The sequence below is a fragment of the Paraburkholderia aspalathi genome (genome assembly GCF_900116445.1).
Lineage (GTDB): Bacteria > Pseudomonadota > Gammaproteobacteria > Burkholderiales > Burkholderiaceae > Paraburkholderia > Paraburkholderia aspalathi.
Window position 1 is genome coordinate 1 of sequence record NZ_FPBH01000014.1, and the last position, 22,646, is coordinate 22,646.

The 22,646-nt window shown below is 61.5% G+C and carries 19 protein-coding genes; 7 read left to right on the top strand and 12 right to left on the bottom strand.

All coding sequences use genetic code 11. The features are described 5' to 3' along the window. Positions 1–305 precede the first annotated feature (305 nt). Entirely contained in the window at positions 306–1,235 is a 930-nt protein-coding gene (locus BM438_RS21160) for a LysR family transcriptional regulator (protein ID WP_093637208.1), read from the top strand. 124 nt (positions 1,236–1,359) lie between these two features. Beyond that, on the top strand, positions 1,360–1,998 hold the full coding sequence (gene folE / locus BM438_RS21165; RefSeq protein ID WP_054040621.1) for a GTP cyclohydrolase I FolE: 639 nt from the start codon (positions 1,360–1,362) through the stop codon (positions 1,996–1,998). Positions 1,999–2,046: 48 nt separating this feature from the next. Here the strand turns inward: folE and BM438_RS21170 are convergent, their stop codons facing one another. Next, positions 2,047–2,952, bottom strand: coding sequence for a DMT family transporter (locus BM438_RS21170; protein WP_093637211.1), 906 nt, complete (start codon positions 2,950–2,952; stop codon positions 2,047–2,049). Between the two features lie 342 nt (positions 2,953–3,294). Between BM438_RS21170 and BM438_RS21175 the strand changes: the two genes are divergently transcribed. Next, entirely contained in the window at positions 3,295–4,329 is a 1,035-nt protein-coding gene (locus BM438_RS21175; protein WP_093637214.1) for a VTT domain-containing protein, read from the top strand. Between the two features lie 73 nt (positions 4,330–4,402). Here the strand turns inward: BM438_RS21175 and BM438_RS21180 are convergent, their stop codons facing one another. Further along, entirely contained in the window at positions 4,403–5,272 is an 870-nt protein-coding gene (locus BM438_RS21180; protein ID WP_093637217.1) for a CHAD domain-containing protein, read from the bottom strand. A gap of 415 nt (positions 5,273–5,687) precedes the next feature. Between BM438_RS21180 and BM438_RS21185 the strand changes: the two genes are divergently transcribed. Beyond that, entirely contained in the window at positions 5,688–7,274 is a 1,587-nt protein-coding gene (locus BM438_RS21185) for an inorganic phosphate transporter (RefSeq protein ID WP_093637220.1), read from the top strand. A 103-nt stretch (positions 7,275–7,377) separates the two neighbouring features. Here BM438_RS21185 and ppk2 read toward each other — a convergent pair whose 3' ends face one another. Both ppk2 and BM438_RS21195 read right to left on the bottom strand, forming a co-directional pair. Beyond that, positions 7,378–8,304: a polyphosphate kinase 2 gene (gene ppk2, locus BM438_RS21190; protein WP_093637223.1), complete on the bottom strand. Its 927-nt coding sequence runs from the start codon at positions 8,302–8,304 to the stop codon at positions 7,378–7,380. A gap of 193 nt (positions 8,305–8,497) precedes the next feature. Next, entirely contained in the window at positions 8,498–8,887 is a 390-nt protein-coding gene (locus tag BM438_RS21195; RefSeq protein ID WP_093637226.1) for a VOC family protein, read from the bottom strand. Positions 8,888–9,004: 117 nt separating this feature from the next. Here BM438_RS21195 and BM438_RS21200 point away from each other — a divergent pair, with 117 nt between their 5' ends. Continuing rightward, a complete protein-coding gene (locus BM438_RS21200; RefSeq protein ID WP_093637229.1) occupies positions 9,005–10,051 on the top strand; it encodes a S1C family serine protease in 1,047 nt (348 codons plus the stop codon). Positions 10,052–10,192: 141 nt separating this feature from the next. On the opposite strand, the gene ggt is transcribed toward BM438_RS21200, so the two are convergent. The 6 genes from ggt to BM438_RS21230 all read right to left on the bottom strand — a co-directional run bounded on the left by ggt (position 10,193) and on the right by BM438_RS21230 (position 17,153). After that, complete coding sequence (ggt, locus tag BM438_RS21205; protein ID WP_093637232.1) at positions 10,193–11,926, bottom strand: gamma-glutamyltransferase; 1,734 nt, start codon at positions 11,924–11,926, stop codon at positions 10,193–10,195. Positions 11,927–12,159: 233 nt separating this feature from the next. Further along, the gene (locus BM438_RS21210; RefSeq protein WP_093637235.1) at positions 12,160–13,563 is read right to left on the bottom strand and encodes an MFS transporter; all 1,404 of its coding nucleotides are present in this window, start codon (positions 13,561–13,563) and stop codon (positions 12,160–12,162) included. Positions 13,564–13,823: 260 nt separating this feature from the next. After that, complete coding sequence (locus BM438_RS21215) at positions 13,824–14,588, bottom strand: phosphocholine cytidylyltransferase family protein (protein WP_093637238.1); 765 nt, start codon at positions 14,586–14,588, stop codon at positions 13,824–13,826. Positions 14,589–14,614: 26 nt separating this feature from the next. Next, a complete protein-coding gene (locus tag BM438_RS21220) occupies positions 14,615–15,634 on the bottom strand; it encodes a flippase-like domain-containing protein (RefSeq protein ID WP_054040708.1) in 1,020 nt (339 codons plus the stop codon). After that, positions 15,631–16,461, bottom strand: coding sequence for a HalD/BesD family halogenase (locus BM438_RS21225; RefSeq protein ID WP_093637240.1), 831 nt, complete (start codon positions 16,459–16,461; stop codon positions 15,631–15,633). Before BM438_RS21225 ends, BM438_RS21220 begins: the two co-directional genes overlap by 4 nt. Then, positions 16,458–17,153, bottom strand: coding sequence for a CDP-alcohol phosphatidyltransferase family protein (locus tag BM438_RS21230; protein WP_093637243.1), 696 nt, complete (start codon positions 17,151–17,153; stop codon positions 16,458–16,460). The genes BM438_RS21225 and BM438_RS21230 overlap by 4 nt, the downstream gene beginning before the upstream one ends. Before the next feature lie 241 nt (positions 17,154–17,394). On the opposite strand from BM438_RS21230, the gene BM438_RS21235 reads away from it, so the two are divergent. Then, positions 17,395–17,829, top strand: a complete 435-nt coding sequence (locus BM438_RS21235; RefSeq protein WP_093637246.1) for a hypothetical protein — start codon at positions 17,395–17,397, stop codon at positions 17,827–17,829. A 37-nt stretch (positions 17,830–17,866) separates the two neighbouring features. Here BM438_RS21235 and BM438_RS21240 read toward each other — a convergent pair whose 3' ends face one another. Beyond that, the gene (locus BM438_RS21240) at positions 17,867–19,825 is read right to left on the bottom strand and encodes a PhoX family protein (RefSeq protein WP_093637249.1); all 1,959 of its coding nucleotides are present in this window, start codon (positions 19,823–19,825) and stop codon (positions 17,867–17,869) included. 190 nt (positions 19,826–20,015) lie between these two features. Then, the gene (locus BM438_RS21245) at positions 20,016–20,588 is read right to left on the bottom strand and encodes a hypothetical protein (protein ID WP_093637251.1); all 573 of its coding nucleotides are present in this window, start codon (positions 20,586–20,588) and stop codon (positions 20,016–20,018) included. Positions 20,589–21,216: 628 nt separating this feature from the next. Here BM438_RS21245 and BM438_RS21250 point away from each other — a divergent pair. Further along, positions 21,217–22,368 carry a porin gene (locus BM438_RS21250; protein WP_093637254.1) on the top strand — a complete coding sequence of 384 codons (1,152 nt, stop codon included), beginning with the start codon at positions 21,217–21,219 and terminating at the stop codon, positions 22,366–22,368. Positions 22,369–22,646 lie beyond the last annotated feature (278 nt).

The following is a 22,646-nucleotide window of genomic DNA, read 5'->3' on the forward strand; positions in this document are numbered from 1 at the left end:
CATTCGGCAACAGACAGGATGCCGCCGACGCGGTACGAAGCTTCGACTTTTTAAAAATACCCTTTGCCGGTGTCCAGGATCGCTTGACCACTACAGTGCCGCCCCGCACAGGGGCAACACTAATAGACCACTAACAATGCAAGGAAAGGCACCAAAGCCAGATCAAGGAAAGGCCAAAGCCCCAGGAACACTGACAAAACCGCCGAGCAGGCAGAAAACCCACTATCCCAAACCAAGATGATTACACTACCCTCTATCTACGCAGCGAATATCCAAACCTCAGCGCCGCAGGCAAAAAAATCAGCATGCCCGACACAACCCTGGACCTAAACCTAATCCCCTACCTGGTCGCAATGGAAGACACCCGCAACGTCAGCCGCGCAGCGGAGCAACTCGGCGTCAGCCAACCCCGCGTCAGCACCGCGTTAGGCCGCCTGCGGGAATACTTCGACGATCCGCTCTTCGTGCGGACCTCAAAGGGCATGGAACCCACACCCCGCGCGCTCGCCATCCTCCCCGCCGCCCGCGATGCGCTCCTGCGCATCGAGAAAGGCATGCTCGACGTGCAGGACTTCGATCCCGCTACCAGCACCCATACCTTCTCCCTCGCACTCTCCGACGTCGGCGAAATCGTCTTCCTGCCGCGGCTGCTGCAACTCTTCGCCGAACGCGCGCCGCATGCGAATCTGCGCTCGGTGTCGCTCTCGCCCTCGCACGTGGAACGTGGACTCGAATCCGGCGACGTCGATCTCGCCGTGGGCTATTTCCCCGATCTGTCGGGCAATAACTTCTTCCAGCAACGGCTCTTCACCCATCGGTTCATCTGCCTGATGCGCACGGGGCATCCCCTTGCGAAGGCGCCCCTCACACTGGCTCAGTACGTGGCGTCGGGCCACGCCGTCGTGCGCGCCGAAGGACGCAGTCAGGAAGTCCTCGAACATTACCTGGAAAAGAAGCGCATCAAGCGCCGCGCCGTCCTCGAAACACCGCACTTCATGAGTCTGCCGTTCATCCTCGCGCGCACCGATCTGCTCGCCACAGTGCCGCACGCCATCGGCTTCGCGTACGTGTCGCAGCATGCGTCGATCACGCTGGTCGAGCCGCCGCTGCCGTTGCCGCGCTTCGATCTGCGGCAGCACTGGCATCGCAAGTTTCATAACGATCCGCGGGCGAGCTGGCTGCGCGGTATCGTCGCCGAACTCTTCAACGACGACATGGACGAGTGGCCAAAGTAAGCACACGCCCTGACCGCGAGAGGGGGCATCGACACGATGCGGCCTAAAACATGGAACAATGGCCGCACTCATTGAACCCGCGCGCTCCGTTGAGCGTCGACGCGCAATCCCAGAGGAGCGACGGATGGCCAGCAGCAAAGCGAAGAAAACCAAACCCGCGGCCGCAGTAGACCGCCCCAGCCGTGAAGAAGCTGAAGCAGCAGTACGCGTGCTGCTGCGTTGGGCCGGCGACAATCCCGAGCGCGAAGGCCTGATCGATACGCCATCTCGCGTGGTGCGCTCTTATGAGGAGTTCTACGCGGGTTATCAGATCGATCCGCGTGAGATCCTCGCCCGCACCTTTTCCGAAGTGGACGGCTACGACGAAATGATCGTGCTGAAAGATATCCGCTTCGAAAGCTATTGCGAACACCACATGGTGCCGATCATTGGGCGCGCACACGTTGCCTATCTGCCCGAGCATCGGGTGGTCGGTATTTCGAAGCTGGCGCGCCTCGTCGATGCATTCGCCAAGCGCCTGCAGATCCAGGAAAAGATGACGGTGCAGATCGCCGATACGTTGAACGAAGTGCTGCAACCGGCAGGCGTCGGCGTGATTCTCGAAGCCGCCCATCAGTGCATGTCCACCCGCGGCGTGCACAAGGCCGGCGTCACAATGGTCACCTCGCGCATGCTGGGTACGTTCCGTACCGATCCGTCGACGCGTCGCGAGTTTTTGTCGATCGTGGGCAATCCGGGCGTGGTGGCGGTCGCCAATACCTGACAGCACTTCGGTCGCACCGCGAATCAGGCTGCGGCATTAGCTGCCGCCTCACGCCGTGCTGTGTGCGGTACGCATCTGGCCGAAGGTGGCCAGCAACACCGCGCCGAGCACGCATGCAACGCCCGCAAGCTGCGCCGCACTCACAGGCTCCCGCAACACGACAGCAGCCAACGCCACCGCGCTCACCGGCACGAGCGCGGTCATGAGCCCAGCTTCCGCGCCGCTGATGCGCGCTGCCCCCGCATACCAGAGCACAAAGCCAGCCACGGTCGGCACGAGCGCGTAGTACAGCACACCGTTCAGGGCGCTCGCATTGAACGGCATACTCCAGGGCCTTTCGAAACATGCCGGCACGAGCGCCACCGCGAAGCCGATGCCGCACATCAACGCCGATAGCGGCAGCGGCGCGACCGGCGTGTGCAACTTGCGATTGAGCAGGATAAAGAGCGCCTCGCACACGATCGCCGCGAACACCAGCGCGTTACCTGTCAGCGAACTGGCGGCATGCGGCGTGGTGAAATCATCGATACGCACGGTGCACACCAGCACGCCCAGGGTGGCGAGGCCAATCGCACCGATCAACGCAGGCGCGGGGCGCTCACCCAGCGCGAGCATGGCGACCACAGCCGACACAGCCGGCAGGGTGCCGGCAATCACGCCGGCATCGGCGGCCGAGGCGAGCTTCATGCCACTGATGAGCAACACCGTATAACCGACGCTGCCCGCCCCCGCCTGGGCGATCACGAGCAACGTATCGTGTCGATCGAGACGTGGCCAGCGTACGCCACGCCAGCGCATCACCAGCACAAATAGGGGAAACGCGATGGCAAAGCGCAGTGCGGTCGCGCTGAACGGCGGCAGTCCGCTTGCGATCGATTTGCTGACGACCACCGTGCTGCCGACGCCGATCATCGCCAGCGCGCAAAACAGGTATCCGACGTACCGTGAGCTCATGCTACTGTCCTGTTCCGTTGAACGAGCTGACACGTTAGCGGCGACGCACAAGTGCGGTCTTGAACGAAATTGCAGAGAATGCACCCGCCAAAGAGAAGGAGCGCCATCAGATCGAACAGGAATCTGTCTGCACGAAACACCTGCGCGAATCCGGCTTACGCTCAGGCAGGACAGCCCGGCGCTGCCCGCAGGCTCATCGAGTATCCTGATCGAAATAGAATCCCACCCTGGACACGAACCGAACGCGCGCATAGATAAACGCTCTCAGGAACGCACTTTGCAACCCGGCAAAACACGCTCCCGCCGCAGCGCGGCCCAACCGTCACAACAGGAGTTCCGCAATTGGTAGAGTTTCCGTCGTCGGCGGTGTCAACCTGGGGCGGCGTGTTCGTTTTTGTGAACGTCCTGTTGACTCGGCTCGGCCTGCCGATCCCAGCGGTCCCCGTGCTGCTCTTCGCGGGCTCGGCGATTGCCGCCGGCACGCTGTCTTTCTGGCCGATCCTGTTTGCCGCCGTGCTTGGCGCGCTCATCGGCGACGGTGCGTGGTTCACCGCAGGCCGCATCTACGGCCGCAAACTGATCGCCGCCCTCGGCCGGATCTCCCCGGCGATCGATTCCAGGGTCGACAAGGCCCGCTCGCTATTCGAGCGCTTCGGCGTAGGGCTCGTGTCGATCTCGAAGTTCGTCCCCGGCCTCGGACTCATCACGCCGCCGCTCATGGGCACGACCGCGGTGGACAGCCGCATCTACGCTTTATGGGACCTCGTCGGCGCCCTGGTGTGGGCCACCTTCTGGCTACTCGGCGGCGCCGCGGCGGAAAGACAATTGCATATGCTGCTCGCGTTCGTCAAAGCACGTGGCGGCACGGTACTCGACATCCTGCTGGCCGCAGCGTTGGCCTATCTGGTGTACCGCCTGCAGCAGCGACGCCGCGAACGACGCCGTCTCGCGGACGCGGCCTCCGCGGCTGCTTCGCAAGCGACACTCGCTGGATGGCGGCGCATCACGCCACCCAAGGTCCTGGATGCCCGCCCACCCGCCTCAACTGGTGAAGCGCCGCGCGCCATCCCGGGTGTGCTGGTGCTCGACCCGCACTCGCCTGAGCAGATCGACGGCGCGCTGCTCGTCTATGACATGGTCATTTATTGCATTTGCCCGGACAGCGCGACCGCCATGGAGATCACGCAACGGATGCGCCTGAACGGCTACACGCGGATCCGTGCACTGAGGGGCGGCCTCGACGCCTGGCAAAGGCGCGGGTTTCCCGTCGAACCTCTTCCGCAAACGGATGAGACCACCCGCAAAAGCAAGCAGGAGCCCTACGGTGAAGTTCGCGGCGCGGTAACGCTGCGCGGGTTTGCCCCACGACGCGGCTAAAGCACCGGGGCAAGTCCTGAGTGATCACCCCGCCTGAGAAAACGGCTTGCGTGCGACCGCCCTTCAAGCCGCATCACAGTTTGCGCAACAGTCCTGCCGCCGAGCGCATCCTCCGTTTGCGCTCCTTCTTCAGCCAGTCAAGCGCTGCATCGGTGTCGCCGGACCCAGCAAGCAAGTCCGTATTGTCGCGTAGCAACATTTCGCTTGCGACGATATCGTTCAGCGTGCCGAAACGCTTCTGGATCTGCTTTAACCGCTTCAGGGTGCGTTTGTGGCTGCCGCTCAGAACCGGCTCGAAAAACTCGAGCAGATAGCGCACTTTCTTGCCCGCCTTTCTGACGTCGTGAAATGCGGTGTAGTTGGAGCGCTTCGCTCGAGACGCACGTTTTATACGTTTCTTAAGCGAACGTTCAGAAGCGGTCACGCGCTTGTCGGCAAATTTTTGCAGCGGCACGCGCTCACGGGCGGTGTTCAATTCCTTATTGGCGCTGGTCAAGGCGTCTTGCAGCAAATGTTTGACGTCCGCGTTTGAAAGCGTTTCGCGGCTCGTTTCCAACGCGCCGCCGCGCGCTGCCTGGAGCGTGGGCGTCATCTCATGTGCAACGCGCTCCTCCTGCGCGATCAGCTCGATCAGAATGTCCCAATCCCGCGTCTTGCCGGCGGCAGTTGCCAAATACTTATACAGCGCCCGCTGACGCGTATTTTCGCCTTTGTCCAGCAAGGGTTCGAACGCCCACCACAACGAGCGCAAGCGCCGCAGCGACACACGCAGTTTGTGCAGCGCTTCCGGCGATGCGTCTTCGCGCACCGCATTGGCGAGTTCGATCGCGTCATCGACAAGGGGCGCCGCGTACGACGCAAAGGCTGCCTCCGCTGAGGGTTCCACGCCGGCCGGCTTGCTGTCCGCAGCCTGTTTGTCGATTTTCCGGCTCGCCCGCTTCATCGAATGTCCTTCAGATGGCCCTTTGATGTCAGCCTAGCAAAAAAAGGTCCTGGTGGATATCCGCCGACGCGTCGCCTAAACTGCACCAGGATGGCCGCAAGACAAATGCGCGTTGCATGGACCGCAATCCGTCGCATTTGTAGCGAACACTTAGGTCGCGCGAGTTCATTTGCGACCCCGGCGGCAGTTGAACCGGCAAATCCGTTCCGTTGCCGAGGCGCGCTTCGCGCGTAGTTCTTTTCGGACCGCTTATCGTTCCACCGCGCCGCGCAGACGGCAGCCTTTCCCGTAGCGCCAATCTGTATATACCTTTCCGCGAACGCCCGTCCCGCATAACGGTCACGCCATTGTCATCATTACGACACACAGGCACCGCAGGATCGGCAGTTCCGCGACAAACTTTAGGGCTCAAGCCATGCCGGAACTTTCGTACCCGCAACCGGGCGCCGCAACTGGAAAAGGGCGTCATCTCAGCCTCATCGTTTTCCTCGTCGTGATTGCGATCGGCGCTGCTTATTGCGCCGTGCATCTGGCAACCGATCTAGAACCGGTTCGCGAAGCCTCGTTCCTGCCCTATCTCCTGCTCGGCTTCGCGCTGCTGATCGCACTCGGCTTCGAATTCGTCAACGGCTTTCATGACACGGCCAACGCGGTCGCCACCGTGATTTATACGCATTCGCTCGCGCCGAACATTGCGGTGGTCTGGTCCGGCGGATGGAATTTCCTCGGTGTACTGACTTCATCGGGCGCAGTGGCATTCGGCATCCTGCAACTGCTGCCTGTCGAACTGATTCTGCAAGTGGGCAGCAGCGCGGGCTTTGCGATGGTCTTCGCGCTGCTGATCGCGGCGATAATCTGGAATCTCGGCACGTGGTACTTCGGACTGCCGTCGTCGAGCTCACATACGCTGATCGGCTCGATCATCGGCGTTGGCTTGATGAATCAGCTGATGCACGGCACCAACGGCACGAGTGGCGTGGACTGGAATCAGGCGCTCGGCGTCGGCAAGTCGCTGCTGTTTTCGCCGCTGGTCGGCTTCCTTGCCGCCGGCCTGTTGCTGCTGATCCTGAAGGCGGTGGTGCGGGTTCCGGCGTTATATGCCGAGCCTAAAGGCAAGGAACCGCCCCCGTTCTGGATTCGCAGCCTGCTGATTCTGACCTGCACGGGCGTTTCGTTCGCGCACGGTTCGAACGACGGGCAAAAAGGTATGGGCCTCATCATGCTGATCCTGATCGGCACGGTGCCGACGGCGTACGCACTGAACAAGGCCGTCACTCCGGCAGAAACGCAGACATATCTCGCGGTCGCGCACCAGGCCTCGGCCACGCTCGCCAAGTACACCCAAGGCGTGGCGCCGTCCGCCGATCCGCGTGGCGATGTCGAAGCCTATGTGCGCACGCGTCAGTTGACGCCCGCCACGGTGCCGGCCTTGCAGCAACTGACCGACCTGATTGGCCAGCAGGTCGGCGAGTCGGGATCGATAGCAACCGTGCCGCAAAACATCGTCGATAACGTGCGCAACAACATGTATGTCGCGTCCGAAGCCATTCGTCTGATGGAGAAAAGCAAGCAGCCGGCTTTCTCGGCGGCAGACGCCAAAGCTATTGACAACTTCAAGACGCAGACCGATCACGCCACCAAGTTCATTCCGACGTGGGTGAAGGTCGCGGTGGCCATTGCGCTGGGTCTCGGCACGATGGTCGGCTGGAAGCGGATCGTTGTCACCGTTGGCGAGAAGATCGGCAAGCAGCATCTGACCTATGGACAGGGCGCTTCGGCTGAGTTGGTGGCGATGCTGACGATTGGCGCGGCAGACATGTACGGCTTGCCGGTCTCGACGACACACGTGCTGTCGTCAGGCGTGGCCGGCACCATGGCGGCCAACGGTTCCGGCTTGCAATGGGGCACCGTGCGCAGCCTGATCCTCGCGTGGGTGCTGACGCTGCCGGTCTCGATCGCGCTGGCGGGCGCCTTGTACTGGCTGTTCCGGATGGTGTTCTGAAACTGCTGAAATCGCTGGTGCCGGGCGCAAGTCCGGCGCCAGCGAAGTTAAAAAAAGCGCGGCATTTGCCGCGCTTTTTTCATTCAATCGAGCCGAAGATCGATCAATAAATTTCAGGCACGATGATCGACGACGGCACCGGCTGGCGGCTGTATTCGTCGTGATAGACCCGCGCCGGCAATTCGATGAGCGGGTGCTCGATCTCGTGGTACGGCACCTGGCTCAGCAGATGGTGAATGCAGTTCAGGCGCGCGCGCTTCTTGTCGACCGCCTGCACGACCCACCACGGCGCCTCGGGAATATTCGAGCGCTGCAGCATGACTTCCTTCGCCTGCGTATAGGCTTCCCAGCGGCGCCGGCTTTCCAGATCCATCGGACTCAGCTTCCACTGCTTCAGCGGGTCGTGGATGCGGTTCTGGAAGCGGATTTCCTGTTCTTCGTCCGTAATCGAAAACCAGTATTTGAGAATCTGCACGCCGCTTCGCGCCAGCATCTTTTCGAATTCCGGCACCGAGCGGAAAAACTCTTCGTACTCGTCGTCGCTGCAAAAATTCATCACGCGCTCGACGCCCGCGCGGTTGTACCAGCTGCGGTCGAACAGCACCATTTCGCCGCCGGCCGGCAGATGCGACACGTAACGCTGGAAATACCATTGCGTGCGTTCACGGTTGTTCGGCGCCGGCAACGCCGCCACGCGGCAGACGCGCGGATTGAGCCGCTGCGTGATGCGTTTGATCGCGCCGCCCTTGCCCGCCGCGTCGCGCCCTTCGAAAATCACCACCAGCCGATGGCCGGTCTGCACGATCCAGTCCTGCAGTTTGACAAGCTCGCCCTGCAAACGGAACAGCTCACGGAAGTACACCTTGCGCGCCTCGCGATGCTCGGGCGTGAAGCCGTCCGCGCCGTCAATGATACGGTCGTCGACCTCCATTTCGAGTTCCTCGTCGTAGGCATCGATGAGGTCCTCCTCGAAACGGCGCTGCCGTTCTGCCATGACTTCGGCCTCGGGTCTCGGATCCAGCTCTTTCATTGCGACTCTCCTGGCAACGGAAATGGTTAGGCGCGCGGCGCATACGCGTCGCGAACGGGTTCGATTATCGAAGCGCGAAGTGTCAACCGTGTTACCAGCGCGGCCACCGCGCCTTGGGGCGACGGACGCTCGCCGGCGGTTTGCGCACCTTATAGCTCAGCCATGATAGCGAGTTTAGCGCGGCCACCCGGCGCTAACGCAACGGTTTCGCGAAGCTGAGTTCGTGGCCGTCGGGATCGGTGATGTGGAAATAACGCTCGCCCCACGGCGCATCGGACGGTTCGAGCGACGGCTTTAAACCCGCTGCCAGCGCCTTCCGGTAGAGCGCGTCGACATCCGAGACATAAATGATCACGCGGCCCCACCAGTTGACTGGCGCACGCGAATCGACGATCAGGTTCAGATACGAACCGCCGAATGCAAACGAGGTAAACGCTTCCTGCGCACCACCGAATTTGATCGGAAAACCGAGCGCTTCGTAAAACAGCACCGCGCGGGGCATGTTGCCGGTGGCGAGCGTGATGGCGCTGAGGGATTCGATGCGCGGTTCGAGTGACTCTGTCGACGCTGCGGGCGAGTTCATGGCGGCTATCTCCTTGTTGGCATGGTAGCGCCAGACAGGTTCGCATGGCGTGTGTCCGCACTTGAAAAACCCGCCCGCCGCCCCGCATCTGGATTCCCGTTTATCCGGAGCATCGCCATGGGAAGCCGTCCACGCTTCATCGATGACCTGTCGCGCGCCGCATCCGACGCCCCCGGGTCCGATCCACTCACCGCTTTATCCGACGACGCCCTGCTCGACGCCTATTCCCGCACCGTGATCGGCGCGCTGGAACGCGTTCAGCAGGCGGTCGCCTTCATTTCCGTCGAACGCCGGCTGCCCGGCGCGCCGTCCGGGCGCGATAGCCGCGGCGCACGCGGCGGCACCGGTTCGGGTTTTCTGTTCACGCCGGACGGCTATCTGCTCACCAACAGCCACGTCGTGCACGGCGCCACGCACATCACCGTGACGCTCGCCGACGGCGCTAAATTTGATGCCGATCTGGTCGGCGACGACCCCGGCAGCGATCTGGCCGTGCTGCGCATCGGCTCGCCGGAGCCCTTGCCACATGTCGAACTCGGCGAATCGTCGAAGCTGCGCGTCGGCCAGATCGCGATCGCGGTCGGCAATCCGCTCGGCCTCGCGCAAACCGTGACGACCGGCGTCGTCTCCGCACTCGGCCGCTCGCTGCGTTCGAATTCGGGCCGCATGATCTACGACGTGATCCAGACGGATGCCGCGCTCAATCCCGGCAATTCGGGCGGCCCGCTGATTAATTCGGCCGGCCAGGTGATCGGCGTGAACACCGCGATCATTCCCGGCGCGCAAGCGATCTGCTTCGCCACCGCGATCGATACGGCCAAGTGGGTCATCATGCAGATCTTCGCGCACGGCCGCGTGCGGCGCGCGTACATCGGCGTGGCCGGCACCACGAGGCCGCTGTCGCGCCGCGTGCAGCGCTATTTCGGCCTGAGTTCGGAGAGCGGCGTGCACGTCATGGAAATCGTCAAAGGCAGCCCGGCCGCGCTCGGCGGTCTGCGCACCGATGACACGATCGTCGCGATCGATGCGCTCGCGGTGCAAGATGTCGATAGCCTGCAACGCACGCTCGATGTTTCGCGTATCGACAAGCCGGTTAACGTGACCGTGTTACGCGGCGCGCAACGGCTCGAATTGACCTTGACGCCGGTGGAGCAGACGAGCTGATTCACTCGACTGGCAGTGGTGGAAAATAAAAAAGCCTCGCACTCAATTAAGCGCGAGGCTTTTTTCTGCATGCGGCGCATCAGCAAAGACGCGCCGCTCAACTGCACTTTCAACTGCACCTAAGCGATTGAAGCCAACCGCTTACTGGATCACCCGCGTCACACCACGGCCGCGCGGATCGGCTGCCGCTTCCGGCGTATCGCCATTGACCTTGATCGCCTGGATGTCGCCGCTGAAATCCTGCCCCTTCAGCGTGTAGCCCTTGGCTTCGATCTGCTTGGCGAGCTCGCCGTCGATCGGCTTGTACGGCTCCCAGAAAATCGTGTTCGGCGGCAACAGCTGGTGATGGAAGCGCATCGCGCCCACGGCTTCCGGCAACGGCATGTTGAAGTCGTAGATGTTGTTGATCACCTGGAAGATCGACGTGAAGATACGCGAGCCACCCGGCGTGCCGATCACGAGCGACACCTTGCCGTCCTTCGTCAGAATCGTCGGGCTCATCGACGACAACGGGCGCTTCTTCGGTTCGATCGAATTCGCGTCGCTGCCCACCACGCCGAACATGTTCGCGACACCCGGCTTCGCAGAGAAGTCGTCCATCTCGTCGTTCAGCACGATGCCTGTGCGATCCGCCACCACACCCGACCCAAAGTAGCCGTTGATGGTGTACGTGTTCGACACCGCATTACCCCACTTGTCGATCACCGAGAAGTGCGTGGTTTCCGCTTTCTCCGGCATCGTTGTGCCCAGACCCGGCTGCACGCTCTTCGTATCCGACGGCGTATTCGGGTTCACTTCCGCGGCACGTTTGGCGATGTACGCGTCGTCGGTCAGTTGCGCGACCGGCACCTTGTAGAAGTCCGGATCGCCGAGATACTGCGCGCGATCGGCGAACACGCGCTTCTCGATCTCAGCAATCAGGTGCACGTATTGCGCGGAATTAAGCGTGACGTCCTTGAAGTCGGGCGCAATGTCGGCCTTCATCTTCAGCAACTGCACGAGACCGATACCGCCCGAGCTTGGGGGCGGCGCGGTAATCACGCGATAGCCGTTCCAGTCCGCCTGGATCGGCTGACGCCAGACCGCCTTGTACTGTTGCAGATCGGCCTTCGTAATCAGACCGTGACCGCGCATGGACGCCGCGATCAGATCAGCCGTCTTGCCCTGGTAGAAGTCTTTCGCGCCCTGATCCGAAATACGCTGCAGCACCGCGGCGAGATCCGGTTGCTTGAAGTTGACGCCCTGCTTCAGGTTGCCGAAGTAGGTATCGAAGTTGGTCTTGCCGGCAAAGTCTTTCGCTGCGTCGTCGCGGCGTTGCTGCAACTGCTCGCTGACTTCGAAGCCGTCACGTGCGTAATGAATGGCCGGTGCGAGCACCTGCTTCCATTTGAGCTTGCCGAAGCGGCGCTGCGCTTGCCACATGCCGTCAACGGTGCCCGGCACACCCACCGCGCGATAACCGAACAGGCTCATACCCTTGATGACCTCGCCCTTGTCGTCGAGGTACATGTTCTTCGTCGCGGCCAGCGGGGCGCGTTCGCGATAGTCGAGGAAGTACGGCTTGCCGTCGACATACAGCGTCATGAAACCGCCGCCGCCGATATTGCCCGCTTCCGGATACGTCACGGCAAGCGTGAAGGCAATCGCGACTGCCGCGTCGACGGCGTTACCGCCTTCCTTGAAGATCTGTTCCGCGGCGTCGGCGCTGTACTTGTCGGCTACCGCAATGGCGGACGCCGTGAGAACTGCCGGCTGCGCTTTCTCGGGCGCTTTGGCAAAGGCTGGAGTAGCTTCGAGAAAACCGCTCGAAACGGAGATGAGTGCGACCAGCGCAAGTCCGCTAACGGACGGCTTGGCGTTGTGAAACAACTTCATTGGTTATATCCCCCAAGACGACTTCTTCATCTGACGATAACAAAAGCTGCCTTGGGCTTATAACATGCCGGTCCGGCAATTGCGAAGCTGTTGCACGCATATGGTGCATGTTGCAGCACACAAAAATTACCCTATCTAACGACGCTAATTGCCGCGAGTAGCCGTGCTCGAATCGGCGTCGAACACAATCGGTGCGCCGCACCACGAAGCGCAGCGCGCGCTGGGTTGAACACTCAGGCGCTACCGCGGCTGCCGCGTGCGATTTCGTCGCCGGCGCCTTGCGGCAAGCGCGCGGTCACCGGAATCGACAGGAACGAGAACAAGCCGACCACGAGAAACGCCGGCCAGAAGTCGGAGAACACGATCGTCGAATGACCCTGCACGTTATGCGAGATTTGCAGCACGATGCCGGCAATCGTCACGCCGAGCCCCAACGAGATTTGCTGGATCACACTCGCGACGCTCGTCGCGCGGCCAACGTCGCGGCTTGGAATATCCGCATACGCCAACGTATTCAACGAGGTGAATTGCAAGGACGGGAAAAAGCCGCCGAACAGCACCACACACCAGATCAACCAATGCGGCGTACCAGGAAAGAACAGACCGTAGACGGCAATCGCGAGTCCCGCGCAACCGGCATTGAACATCAGCACCGTGCGAAAACCGAACCGTTCGAGAATGCGCGACGCAGCCGCTTTCATGAAGATCGAGCCGAATGCGGACGCGCAGGTAATCGACCCTGACTTGAACGCGGTCATGCCCAGACCTTCCTGCAAGGCGAGCGGCAACAGAAACGGCACCGCGCCGAGGCCAATGCGAAACAGCGAGCCGCCCACCACGCTCGCGTGAAAACTCGGAATGCGCAACAGCCGTAAATCGAGCACCGGCAATTCGACGCGGTTCGCGTACAACACGTATACCACCAGCAGCAGCACGCCGATCACGCACATGCTGACCGATACCGTGTTGGACACCAGTTCGCCGCCTACCAGCGAGAGCCCCAGCATGAACAGCGACGCCCCGCTCGCCGACAACACGAAGCCGGTCCAGTCGAGCCGGCCGGGATGCGCTTCACGCACGTTGGCGATGTGCTTGTTCGCGAGCCAGATACCCAGCAGGCCGATTGGAATGTTGATGAAGAAGATCAAGCGCCAGTGCAGATAGGTCGTGATGAAACCACCCAACGGCGGCCCGAGTACCGGCCCGAGCAACGCGGGCACCGTCAGATAGTTGACCGCGCGAATGAAGTCCGACTTCGGCACCGAGCGAAAAATGATGATGCGCCCTACCGGCACCATCATCGCGCCGCCGAGGCCTTGCACGAAGCGCGCAACCACGAAGGTGCCGAGTGACGTGGACGCCGCGCACATCAGCGAGCCGGCCATGAAGACGCCGATTGCCGTGCGAAACACCGTGCGCGAACCGAAGCGGTCAGCAACCCAGCCGCAAATCGGAATGAAGACGCCGAGGCCGATGACATAAGCCGTCACGGCGAGCTTGAGGGTGATGGGGTCCTGGCCGAGATCGCGCGCCAGAACGGGCAGCGACGTCACGATGACCGTGCCGTCCACATTTTCCATGAACATCGCACACGCGACGATCAGCGGAACGATGAAAGTGCCTAAAGCGAGAGGCATTGGCATGACGACGGGTTGCAAGGCCGTCGGTGTAAAGCTGCGATTATGGCATCGCATCGACAACAGATGTTGTTAAGTGAAGCCTTTTCGTACTTGCACAGACGACGCATTGCTATCTGCCGCCCAATAGTTGAGCGCGCAACGAAGCTGAGTTGATTGCGAAAAAACAGAAGGGGAGAAAATCGACGCGATGGTGAGCCGGCATACAGTCGGCTCACCATGCAATACAGCGGTAATTCAGAAGCGAGACTTGACGAGACTTAGCGCGATGCACTGACCAGCGGTTGCAGCTGCGGCAGAATCTCGGTGCTTGCGCGAGCGACGTCGTTCGGGAAGTCGATCTCGATCCACGGCGCGCCGGTCACGTCGGCCGTGTCGAACACCTGGCTGCGTTCCAGCAGCAGGTCGCGCACCGCTTCTTCGTGCGGCATGTTGGCCCGGCCGCTATCCACGTAGCCCGCAACGATCTCCGCAAAACGTTGCGCGGTTTCCTGACGGAAGCGGAAGAAGCCCACCGATTCGCCGATGGTGTCGTAGTCGAGATTGACAGCGAGCTGCTTGCGCAATTCGACCGGCACGCCGTCTTTCAGGCACAGCTTGACGGGTTCGTCGCCAGCTTCGAAGTCACGGTCGATCAACAGGCGGTTGACCGTCTCACCCTTCACCAGCGCGCTCAGAATGCGCTCGTCGTAGAGCACGTCGGCGTCCATCAGCAGCACGTCGCCGCCGCGCGTCAGCGCCTCGGCCACCGTGTGCACCGTCAACACGCTGCCCAGGTCGTAACGCGAGTTCAGGACCGTTTCCACCTTATGCGGCCAATTGATCCGCTCCAGTTCCGCCTGCACCGATTCCGGCTGAAAACCGAGCGCCAGCACGACGTCGGTCACGCCGGCGGTTTCCAGCATTTGCAGATGCCGTTCGAGCAGGCTCATGCCGTCGAACTGCAACAGGCACTTCGGGAACTGTGCCTGCGGCGGTTGCTGGAGACGCAGGCCGAGGCCCGCTGCGAGGATGATGGCACGCATGCACAGTCCTTTAAAGAATTCGGAGATTAATCGACAGCCGGAACGCGCCCCGTGGCGCGCCGCCGTTGCCAGCTTCGTTCGCTGAAGTGCAACACCAATAGTCCGGGCAAACCGAGCAGAATTTCACGTGCGCGCTTGGCGAGCGACAACGCCAGCGCCGCATCCGGCGGCAAACCCACGAGCGGCGCGAGCAACAGATAGCCGCCTTCCTGCACACCGAGCGAGCCCGGGATCATGAACGCCGCGCCACGAATTGCCTGGCCGAGACTTTCGAGCAGCAGTGCGTCGACCCAGTCGACCGGATGGCCGAGAAAGCGCAGCGCGAGCCACACCTCGACCGTACCGACGATCCAGCCCACCAGACTCAGTGCGAAGCTTGCCGCGACGCGGCCGCGCTCGCGGTAGATGCCCTGCACGGCGGTGTCGACGGCTTCGGCGCGCGTCATCAGCGACGACCAGTCGCGCTTGCCGAACAGCTTCGAGACCACGCCCAGCAAACGGCCGAACAGGCCGTGCCGCTGCGCGTAGTAGAAGCCCGCGATCATCGCACCCAGCACGCCGGTGGCAATCAGCGTAGCGGTTCGCAAATCGTGAAGCGCGCCGTGCGCGGCGTAGGCACCGAACAGCAGCAGCCCGAGCAACGCGAAGACGATTTGCGCGACCGCCTGTGCCGTGGTGCTGACGGTAACGGCTGCGGCCGCGTCACGCATGCGCATGCCGCGCTGGGACAGTTGCCGCACCATCACCACCGGGCCGCCGATCTGGCCGGCCGGCAACAGGCTATTCACCGATTCGCCGATCCAGCGTGCGAACAATGCGTCGCGCACCGTCGCGTTGTGATGCACGCCGTCATGCTGACGCTGGAACAGCACCGAGATTGCGCCGGCGTCGAGCACCAGCGGCACGAGGTGAAACGCCGCGACAAGCACGAGTCCCCAGCCGGCCGCGGCCAGCGCCGAGGCCACGGAGCCGAAACCCTGCCACGCGAGCAGGCCGACAAAGAGCGCCGTTCCGATCGACAGCAGAATCAGGGCCGCGCGTGTCATGCGGGGTCCTTGCGGCGTTTCGTCATCTGACGGAAAACCTGGCGGAAACCGAAGTACGCGATCGCGTCCTTCATGTTCGAGATGAAACGGCGCCACGGCCGCATGTTCGGGTCGGTGACGTATTCGAAGGTAAGCGACACACGCATTTCGTTTGCGCCGGCCGGCGTGATGCGATGACGCAGTTTGTCGCCGTCGAAGAACACCAGGCCGCCCGGCGGAATCTGCACCGAGCCGGGTTGATCCGGCACGTCCGGATTGCGCGTATGCAATTCGTAATCGAGCCGGCATGACGATTCGTCGATCACACCGAGCAGCAGCGTATAACGGCGGCCGTCATAGTACGAAGTATCGTAGTGCCAGCCGATGTGGTCGCCGGCCCGCGTGTAGTAGTACAGCGCGTAAGCGTGTGGATCGTCCGCAGGCGACACTTGCAGCTTGTCGCCGCTGAGTTGCTCGAGCCAGCCGATCAGCTCCTTCGAGCGATACAGTTCGGCGATGAACGGCGCGAGACGATCGATCGTATGACGGCTGACGCTGCCGCCCTGCTTGTGGCCCGGCAGATAGTTGCGGTTCACTTCGTCGAGGAGACCGCGCGCGCTCTGCACGAGCTGGGCGGTGACTTCGGGCGCAAGGAAATCTTCCAGATACAGGAACGCGCCCTGATCGGTGAAATCGTTTGAGAGACGGCGTGTGTCGAACGTGCGCGTGCGGCTCGCTACGGCGCGATCGGCATTCGGCGCGGGCACGGCCGACGATGCCAACGAGGAGGCCGGCGAACGTTCAACTGAATTTGCTGCGATCACGTCGTCTTCGGCGTGCATACTCATTCACTGGCCCACATTTGACTGGTTTCAGACGCCTTGACGGGGGCAACCGCCGAGCGTGCGGCGCGGCGCGCGACGCGCCAGTAATCGACCACCACCCAGACGGCAAACAGCGGCGCGCCGATCGACGCGACCACAACGAACGGCATGACGACGCTCGTCAGCGTGACGATGGGCAGCAGGTACAGCACGTCTTCGGTTTCGAAACCGCCGACCGTTGCCTGCTTGGTCCCTGCCTTGCCCGCCATCTCCTCGATGCGCATGCGCAGGAAGAAAATCAGCGCGACCGCGACGCCCGCCACGGCACCCAGCCAGCCGGGTGAAACTTTCAATGAGCCGACCTGCGCCGAACCGACACCCATGCCGACGAACAACATCACGGTCACGAGCGCGTCGCACGCCAGATCGTAAAAATGACCGATCCGGCTCGACTTTCCGCCGATGCGCGCGAGTTCGCCATCTGTGTGGTCGACAAAGTTCGACAGCACGATCAGAAAGGCGCCCGCATTGGCCCAGGCAAATCCGCCGTGGGCGAGACAGAGCGCGCCGGCAAGCCCGATCAGCAGGCGCAGCGTGGTCAGATGGTTCGGCGTGACCCACGTGTTGACGAGCGGCGTGACTAGTCGGCGGGCGAGCCTCGCATCCCATGTTCTGGGGGCCGGAACGTTAATTGGAATTGATGGTCGCGAATTCATAACCCGGAAATATATACGGGATCGTAAAACCTTGCTTCCTTCCTTAACGTTTTCTTAAGCGCTTATTGTTGCCGATACGTGTCAGACGCCGGGCAAGATATGCCGAATCACGTTAAAGTGCGAATCCAGTTGCGCCTGTCACGCCCGATTAGTTCGATGCGCAATGTCTTTTAGAGGTGCGGTGCATCGCCGCCACCCGTTGCGAACTCACTACATCGAACGCGGGCCGCCATTCACGTATATGAAACGCTTCTTTTCGTCCGGACTCCTTGCGCTGGCTGCCGCCGCGCTGCCGCTCAGCAGTCATGCTGCCGCTCTCGACGCACCGCTCGCCTGCAATGAGAGTGGTCATCAGTTCATTGCCGATCTCGCCCAGCAGCAGCTGATCGATCCGAAGCCAATGCGGGTCGAAAGCAACTCGATCAATGCGTTTTCGCCGGCGCAGGGCGCCGACCTGACCGCATTCGGCTTTCACGTTTTCGCGGTGGTCGGCTACGAGAAAGACGACCCAATGTTTCGCGTCGGCGACGGTGAACCCGTGGCCCGCTCCGCCTATGGCGTCGTGGTGTTCGGCAGCGAATCCAAGGTCCAGGCCGCGCTCACCGAGGCCGGCAGCACAGCGATCGTGCATCGGGTGGCGCCGCTCGTGACGGCGATTTTCTGCAAGCGGAGTTGAGGCGGCGGATCGCGCCGCCCTACTCGCCCCTACGCCCCTACAACTTGATCCCCGCCGGATCCGCCGTCAGATACCCCACCGTCGCGCCGAAGCGGTCCTTATAGTTGGCCCGCACGAGCGGATCGAGTGTCGATTGGATCTTGTCGTGCAACGGACTTTCCCAATCGCCGACATGCTGGAAGTTGCTCATCACGTACGTCCAGCCGTTGATTTCGTCGACCGCATGCAGACCTGTCGACTCCGCGCCCGCCGGGCACGACAACACACGTGCGAGCGTTTTCGTATCGACGTTGTAAGCCCACAGAAAATTGTTGACGTGCATGCCGCTGTCTTCGCCGATAAAGAGCGTGCGCAGTTTCTCCGAGAATTTCAGGTTGTCCGGATTCGCAATGCGCTCCGGGTTCGCCGTGTTGCCGAGCGTGTCGGCGGACGACAGATCCTCGCCGACCAGCGCCGCGGGCGCCGCCATGTCCACCGGCACCCAGTCGCTGTTGATCGCGCTGCCGCTGCGGTCGCGCTGGCCGCCCTTCATGTTCAGCGCGTAAACCGCACCGGCGTTGATCGCCTTGTCGATGGCGACATCGGTCGATGCGGCATGACCGCGCACCATCGATTTCTCGATGCGTGACATCGCCGAATACAGCACCTTGTCCTTGATATTGACCGTCGTGCCTTCGAGCTTCGTGAAGCCCATGCTGCCGCCCGCCAACGCTGCGTAGCGATGGGTTTCGAGGAAGGTCGCCGCCTTCGTCATGCCCGATTTGACGCGCACCCAGTTGAAGGTGCCGTTGTAGTTGATCTTCGTGTAGGTCGAATCGACAGGGTCCTTGGTCGCGACGTCCATGACGTCGCTCGCGCTCAGTTGATTGGCGAGCGCCTCGATTTCATCGCTGGTCGCATGGCCCAGATTGATCCAGGAAAGCGTTGCCGCGCCAGCCCCGCTCGACGACACCTGCGTCCACTTTGCGACATACAGCGTGCCCGCCGACAGATCGGCCTCGCGATCAGCAATGAACATGAAGAGGCCGCCGTTGGTCGCGTCGTCGCCCATCAATACGGTGCGCTTATCCGGCATCACCTGAATCAGTTCGTGCGAGATGCGGCCGAGGCAGTAGTGCTTCCTGATCGTGCCAGTGCCGTCGGAATTGACGGTCACTTCCGGCAGATGGCCGTAGTGATAGGGATTGGCGGTGGTTTCGTCACCGTAAAGGCTGCGGCTGAAGCCCTTGAACTGACTGTTGCTTGCGATCGTCGCGGCGTCCGGCTCGTACTCTTCGCTCGACAGATGCGTGTTCCACGGCGACAGGCTCGCGCCGCAGGTGATCCACAAGCCATGCGCCTTCGACGTGTCGACGTTGTGGTAGCCCACCAGCGTGAGCTTGCCGGTGGCCGGATCCTGATCGAGCGTGAGCACGGCGATCGGCGACGGCAACTGGCCATACATCGACTTCAGACTCTGATCGCGGGTCGCGTATTCGAACTGCACGACGGCGAATACCGCATTGCCCTTAAGGCCCTTCACCGTGGGCTTGTCGAGACGAATCAGCGAACTGCCGTCCGGGCAGTCCGAATAGAACTGGCGCTCTTTGCCCGCCACCGATTTATCGACGATCGGCTGATTGTTGATATCGAAGTAGCCGCCGGCCAGGATAGTGCCGCCCTTGATGTTCGGCACCATGTCGCCGGTCACGAAAAACGGCTGGTACGCGAGCTTGAACGTACGGCTGCTGCCGTCGCTCAGTTGCACCGAGAGTGTCGAGCCGACCGTGGTTTTCGCCATCGCTGCGGGATCCGCCAGCGTCGGCGCGGCCATGCCGCTGAATGCCGCGGAGACGAAGTTGGCCACTGGCTTGACCGGCGTCGCCGCCAGCCCGTCGCCTCCGCCGCCGCACGCGGTCAGCATCGATGCCGTTGCAAGGCCGCCTAACGGCAGCATCGGCGCACCGGCGAGGAGTTTCAAGGCCTTGCGGCGGGAAAGGTCGAACGGCTCTGCCATGTTGTCGTGATCCAGGGTTTGGGTAGCGTGGGTGAATGCACAGCTGGCACGCACTCAGACCCAAAACCGCATGGTTCACGCTCGCGCCGCTATGACGCGAGGATTCTATGAAGTGAATGTGAAAGTATATTGACAGGCATTAGTAATATTAAATTCAGCTATTCGTTAGCTGAAACCTGTCGCCGCCGATCTAGCCTGGACGGCGGAATTCGTTTTCGACCCACGCCGCAGCACTCGCCTTGCTCAGCTTGAAGTTCGGCGCCACCTGCACTTGCGCGAGCTGTTCGCCGAACGTATCGAGCGCGGTCAGCAGCGCGTACGGCTCGTCTTCGTCGGGAACGATGTCGAGCGTGATGTCGAGTTCGTCATTGCCGTCCGCGCTGGCCACGCGCACTTCTTTGTGCAACTGGGCGCGCAGTTGCTGCTCATGGCGGCGCAACACTTCAGACGCGGTTTTCACCAGCGTGTTGAACGCCGACGTGTCCAGCGGCTTCGGATCTTTCTTGTTGCGGCCCATCGTCCACGGACCGACGAGCGCCGGTTCCGCTTCGCCGTCCTTGATCATGGCGACGGCCCAGCCTTCGTCGTCTTCGTTCTTGATGACGCGCGCGGTCCAGCCGTCATCGCGCCACAGACGCGCTTCGTGCTGGATTTCGGGCAGCGCTTCTTCCAGATGCTCGAGCGAGGTTGCGTGGATTTCGGACGCGCCTTCCGTCGGGGAGTCAGCAGCGGTGTCGGACGATGGAAGGGGGGAATTGGTCATTACAGGTTTACTCACGTTCGCGGGGCGGAAACACAACTCAAGCCTGCGATTCTACCCGCCCCACACCCACCGGACGTGGCCCTCTGACGAACGGACAAGCCAGGGCGCGCTCCTCGTCAATCGAAATAGTGCATTTCGTTATTCGCGGGAACTTATAAGCCGATAATAAAACATTCGAAAAAAACGCGGCCCGAAAGCCGCGTATAAAGAGATGAAAAAGACACCCCTGGTCAGGGGGTGAAACGAATTGTAGAACTGTAATTCGCCGGGATAGAGCATACGAACTGGAAGAGTCCATTGCAGAAATCAGAATGATTCGAAAATCAGGCAACATCGCGCTCAAATCCTTACTGAATATGACATAGCGGGAGCGTCGCAATCAAGCAACACCGATAATTTGACGAACAATTACAACGCCATCGCGCACAAATATTTTTTTCTTTATTTACCCGCACTTACACAACTCTCAATCCTCTATTTCGAATTAGAAAATGCATTGTTGCGCCATACACGCTTAAAGATATAAATAGCAGGCATACACTTCGCAGCGGATCGTCAGGCAGCCGGCGCAATCGGCTGTTAGCACTGGAATGCGATTCTCTACGCACTGTCCCGGAGTTATCTAAACATGAAAAAAACCCTCATCGCAGCAGGCCTCATGGGCGCGTTCGCCATCACCGCTCACGCACAAAGCAGCGTTACGTTGTACGGCACGCTGGACGCCGGTCTCGTCTACTCGAACAACCAGGGCGGCCACAGCAACTGGCAACAAGGCAGCGGTTCGGTGTCGAACACCTACTTCGGCCTGCGTGGCAGCGAAGACCTTGGCGGCGGTCTGCACGCCATCTTCACGTTGGAAAACGGCTTCAATCTGAACAACGGCCAGGACTCGGAAAACGGCACGATGTTCAATCGTCAGGCGTTCGTCGGTCTGCAGAGCGATCAATACGGTGCGTTGACGCTCGGCCGTCAGTACGACTCCGTGGTCGATTACCTCGCACCGCTGTCCGAAGCAGGCGCGGGCTTCGGCAACAATCTCGCCGCTCACCCGTTCGATAACGACAATCTGGACAACTCGTTCTCGATCAAGAACGCCGTGAAGTACACGAGCGCGAACTACGCCGGCCTCAAATTCGGCGGCCTGTACGGCTTCAGCAATTCAGCCGGCCAGTTCTCGAACAACCGCGCTTGGAGCGCCGGTGCTTCGTACGACAACGGTCCGCTGAGCGTAGCCGCCGCTTACCTGCAACTGAACAACTCGGGTAGCTCGAACCTGAGCGGCGCAGTCTCGCAAGGCGACGGCACCGCGGCTGTCGCGGCGAACCTGCAACGCACGTTCGGTGCGGGCATCAACTACACGTACGGCCCGGCGACGGCTGGCTTCGTGTACACGCATACGCAACTGGACGGCATCACGGGCGTGGATGTCGGCGGCGTAACGCTGCCGGGTGTGGCAGGCACCAACCTGCATCTGGACAACTACGAGTTGAACGGCAAGTACGCACTGACGCCGGCACTGAGCCTCGCCGCTTCGTACACGTTCACCGACGGCAAGATGTCGGGTTCGAACGGCTCGGGTGATCCGAAGTGGCACACGGTATCGCTGCAAGGCGACTACTCGCTGAGCAAGCGTACCGACGTGTACGTGGAAGGCGTGTATCAGCACGCATCGGGCGAGTTGGGCAACTTCGGTGCGAACGTGGCGGCGATCAATACGCTGGCGCCGTCGTCGACCGGCAACCAGGTTGCTGCGGCCGTCGGCCTGCGTCACCGTTTCTAAGTTTTTCCAATGGCACGTGCAGAGCGGGTACCGGCCGCTCTGCAACTGAACCCGCGCGTGGCACGATCACGCGCGGGTTTTTTTCATGGTGCTTACGTTCTTACGTTTCGGCGTAGCGATAGTGACGGCACAAGCATGCCGTGGGTATACTGAGGTCGGCTGCCTTCCTTGCCGTAACGTCGTTGCGGTTGAACGGCTGCTTCGTCGCGAAGCATGACGTTGTGTTCAATCGCGTTGCGCTTCGCCCGCGCCCCAAGTTCCCGTGCACGATCGGGGAC

What these genes read in the sequence shown, in the direction of transcription:
- BM438_RS21200 (WP_093637229.1), top strand. Translation starts at nt 9,005, where the DNA reads ATGGGAAGCCGTCCACGCTTCATCGATGACCTGTCGCGCGCCGCATCC.
- BM438_RS21160 (WP_093637208.1), top strand. Translation starts at nt 306, where the DNA reads ATGCCCGACACAACCCTGGACCTAAACCTAATCCCCTACCTGGTCGCA.
- BM438_RS21215 (WP_093637238.1), bottom strand. Translation starts at nt 14,588, where the DNA reads ATGCGTGCCATCATCCTCGCAGCGGGCCTCGGCCTGCGTCTCCAGCAA.
- BM438_RS21250 (WP_093637254.1), top strand. Translation starts at nt 21,217, where the DNA reads ATGAAAAAAACCCTCATCGCAGCAGGCCTCATGGGCGCGTTCGCCATC.
- BM438_RS21240 (WP_093637249.1), bottom strand. Translation starts at nt 19,825, where the DNA reads ATGGCAGAGCCGTTCGACCTTTCCCGCCGCAAGGCCTTGAAACTCCTC.
- BM438_RS21245 (WP_093637251.1), bottom strand. Translation starts at nt 20,588, where the DNA reads ATGACCAATTCCCCCCTTCCATCGTCCGACACCGCTGCTGACTCCCCG.
- BM438_RS21180 (WP_093637217.1), bottom strand. Translation starts at nt 5,272, where the DNA reads ATGAAGCGGGCGAGCCGGAAAATCGACAAACAGGCTGCGGACAGCAAG.
- BM438_RS21185 (WP_093637220.1), top strand. Translation starts at nt 5,688, where the DNA reads ATGCCGGAACTTTCGTACCCGCAACCGGGCGCCGCAACTGGAAAAGGG.
- BM438_RS21225 (WP_093637240.1), bottom strand. Translation starts at nt 16,461, where the DNA reads ATGAGTATGCACGCCGAAGACGACGTGATCGCAGCAAATTCAGTTGAA.
- BM438_RS21220 (WP_054040708.1), bottom strand. Translation starts at nt 15,634, where the DNA reads ATGACACGCGCGGCCCTGATTCTGCTGTCGATCGGAACGGCGCTCTTT.
- BM438_RS21195 (WP_093637226.1), bottom strand. Translation starts at nt 8,887, where the DNA reads ATGAACTCGCCCGCAGCGTCGACAGAGTCACTCGAACCGCGCATCGAA.
- ggt (WP_093637232.1), bottom strand. Translation starts at nt 11,926, where the DNA reads ATGAAGTTGTTTCACAACGCCAAGCCGTCCGTTAGCGGACTTGCGCTG.
- BM438_RS21230 (WP_093637243.1), bottom strand. Translation starts at nt 17,153, where the DNA reads ATGAATTCGCGACCATCAATTCCAATTAACGTTCCGGCCCCCAGAACA.
- BM438_RS21210 (WP_093637235.1), bottom strand. Translation starts at nt 13,563, where the DNA reads ATGCCTCTCGCTTTAGGCACTTTCATCGTTCCGCTGATCGTCGCGTGT.
- ppk2 (WP_093637223.1), bottom strand. Translation starts at nt 8,304, where the DNA reads ATGAAAGAGCTGGATCCGAGACCCGAGGCCGAAGTCATGGCAGAACGG.
- folE (WP_054040621.1), top strand. Translation starts at nt 1,360, where the DNA reads ATGGCCAGCAGCAAAGCGAAGAAAACCAAACCCGCGGCCGCAGTAGAC.
- BM438_RS21235 (WP_093637246.1), top strand. Translation starts at nt 17,395, where the DNA reads ATGAAACGCTTCTTTTCGTCCGGACTCCTTGCGCTGGCTGCCGCCGCG.
- BM438_RS21170 (WP_093637211.1), bottom strand. Translation starts at nt 2,952, where the DNA reads ATGAGCTCACGGTACGTCGGATACCTGTTTTGCGCGCTGGCGATGATC.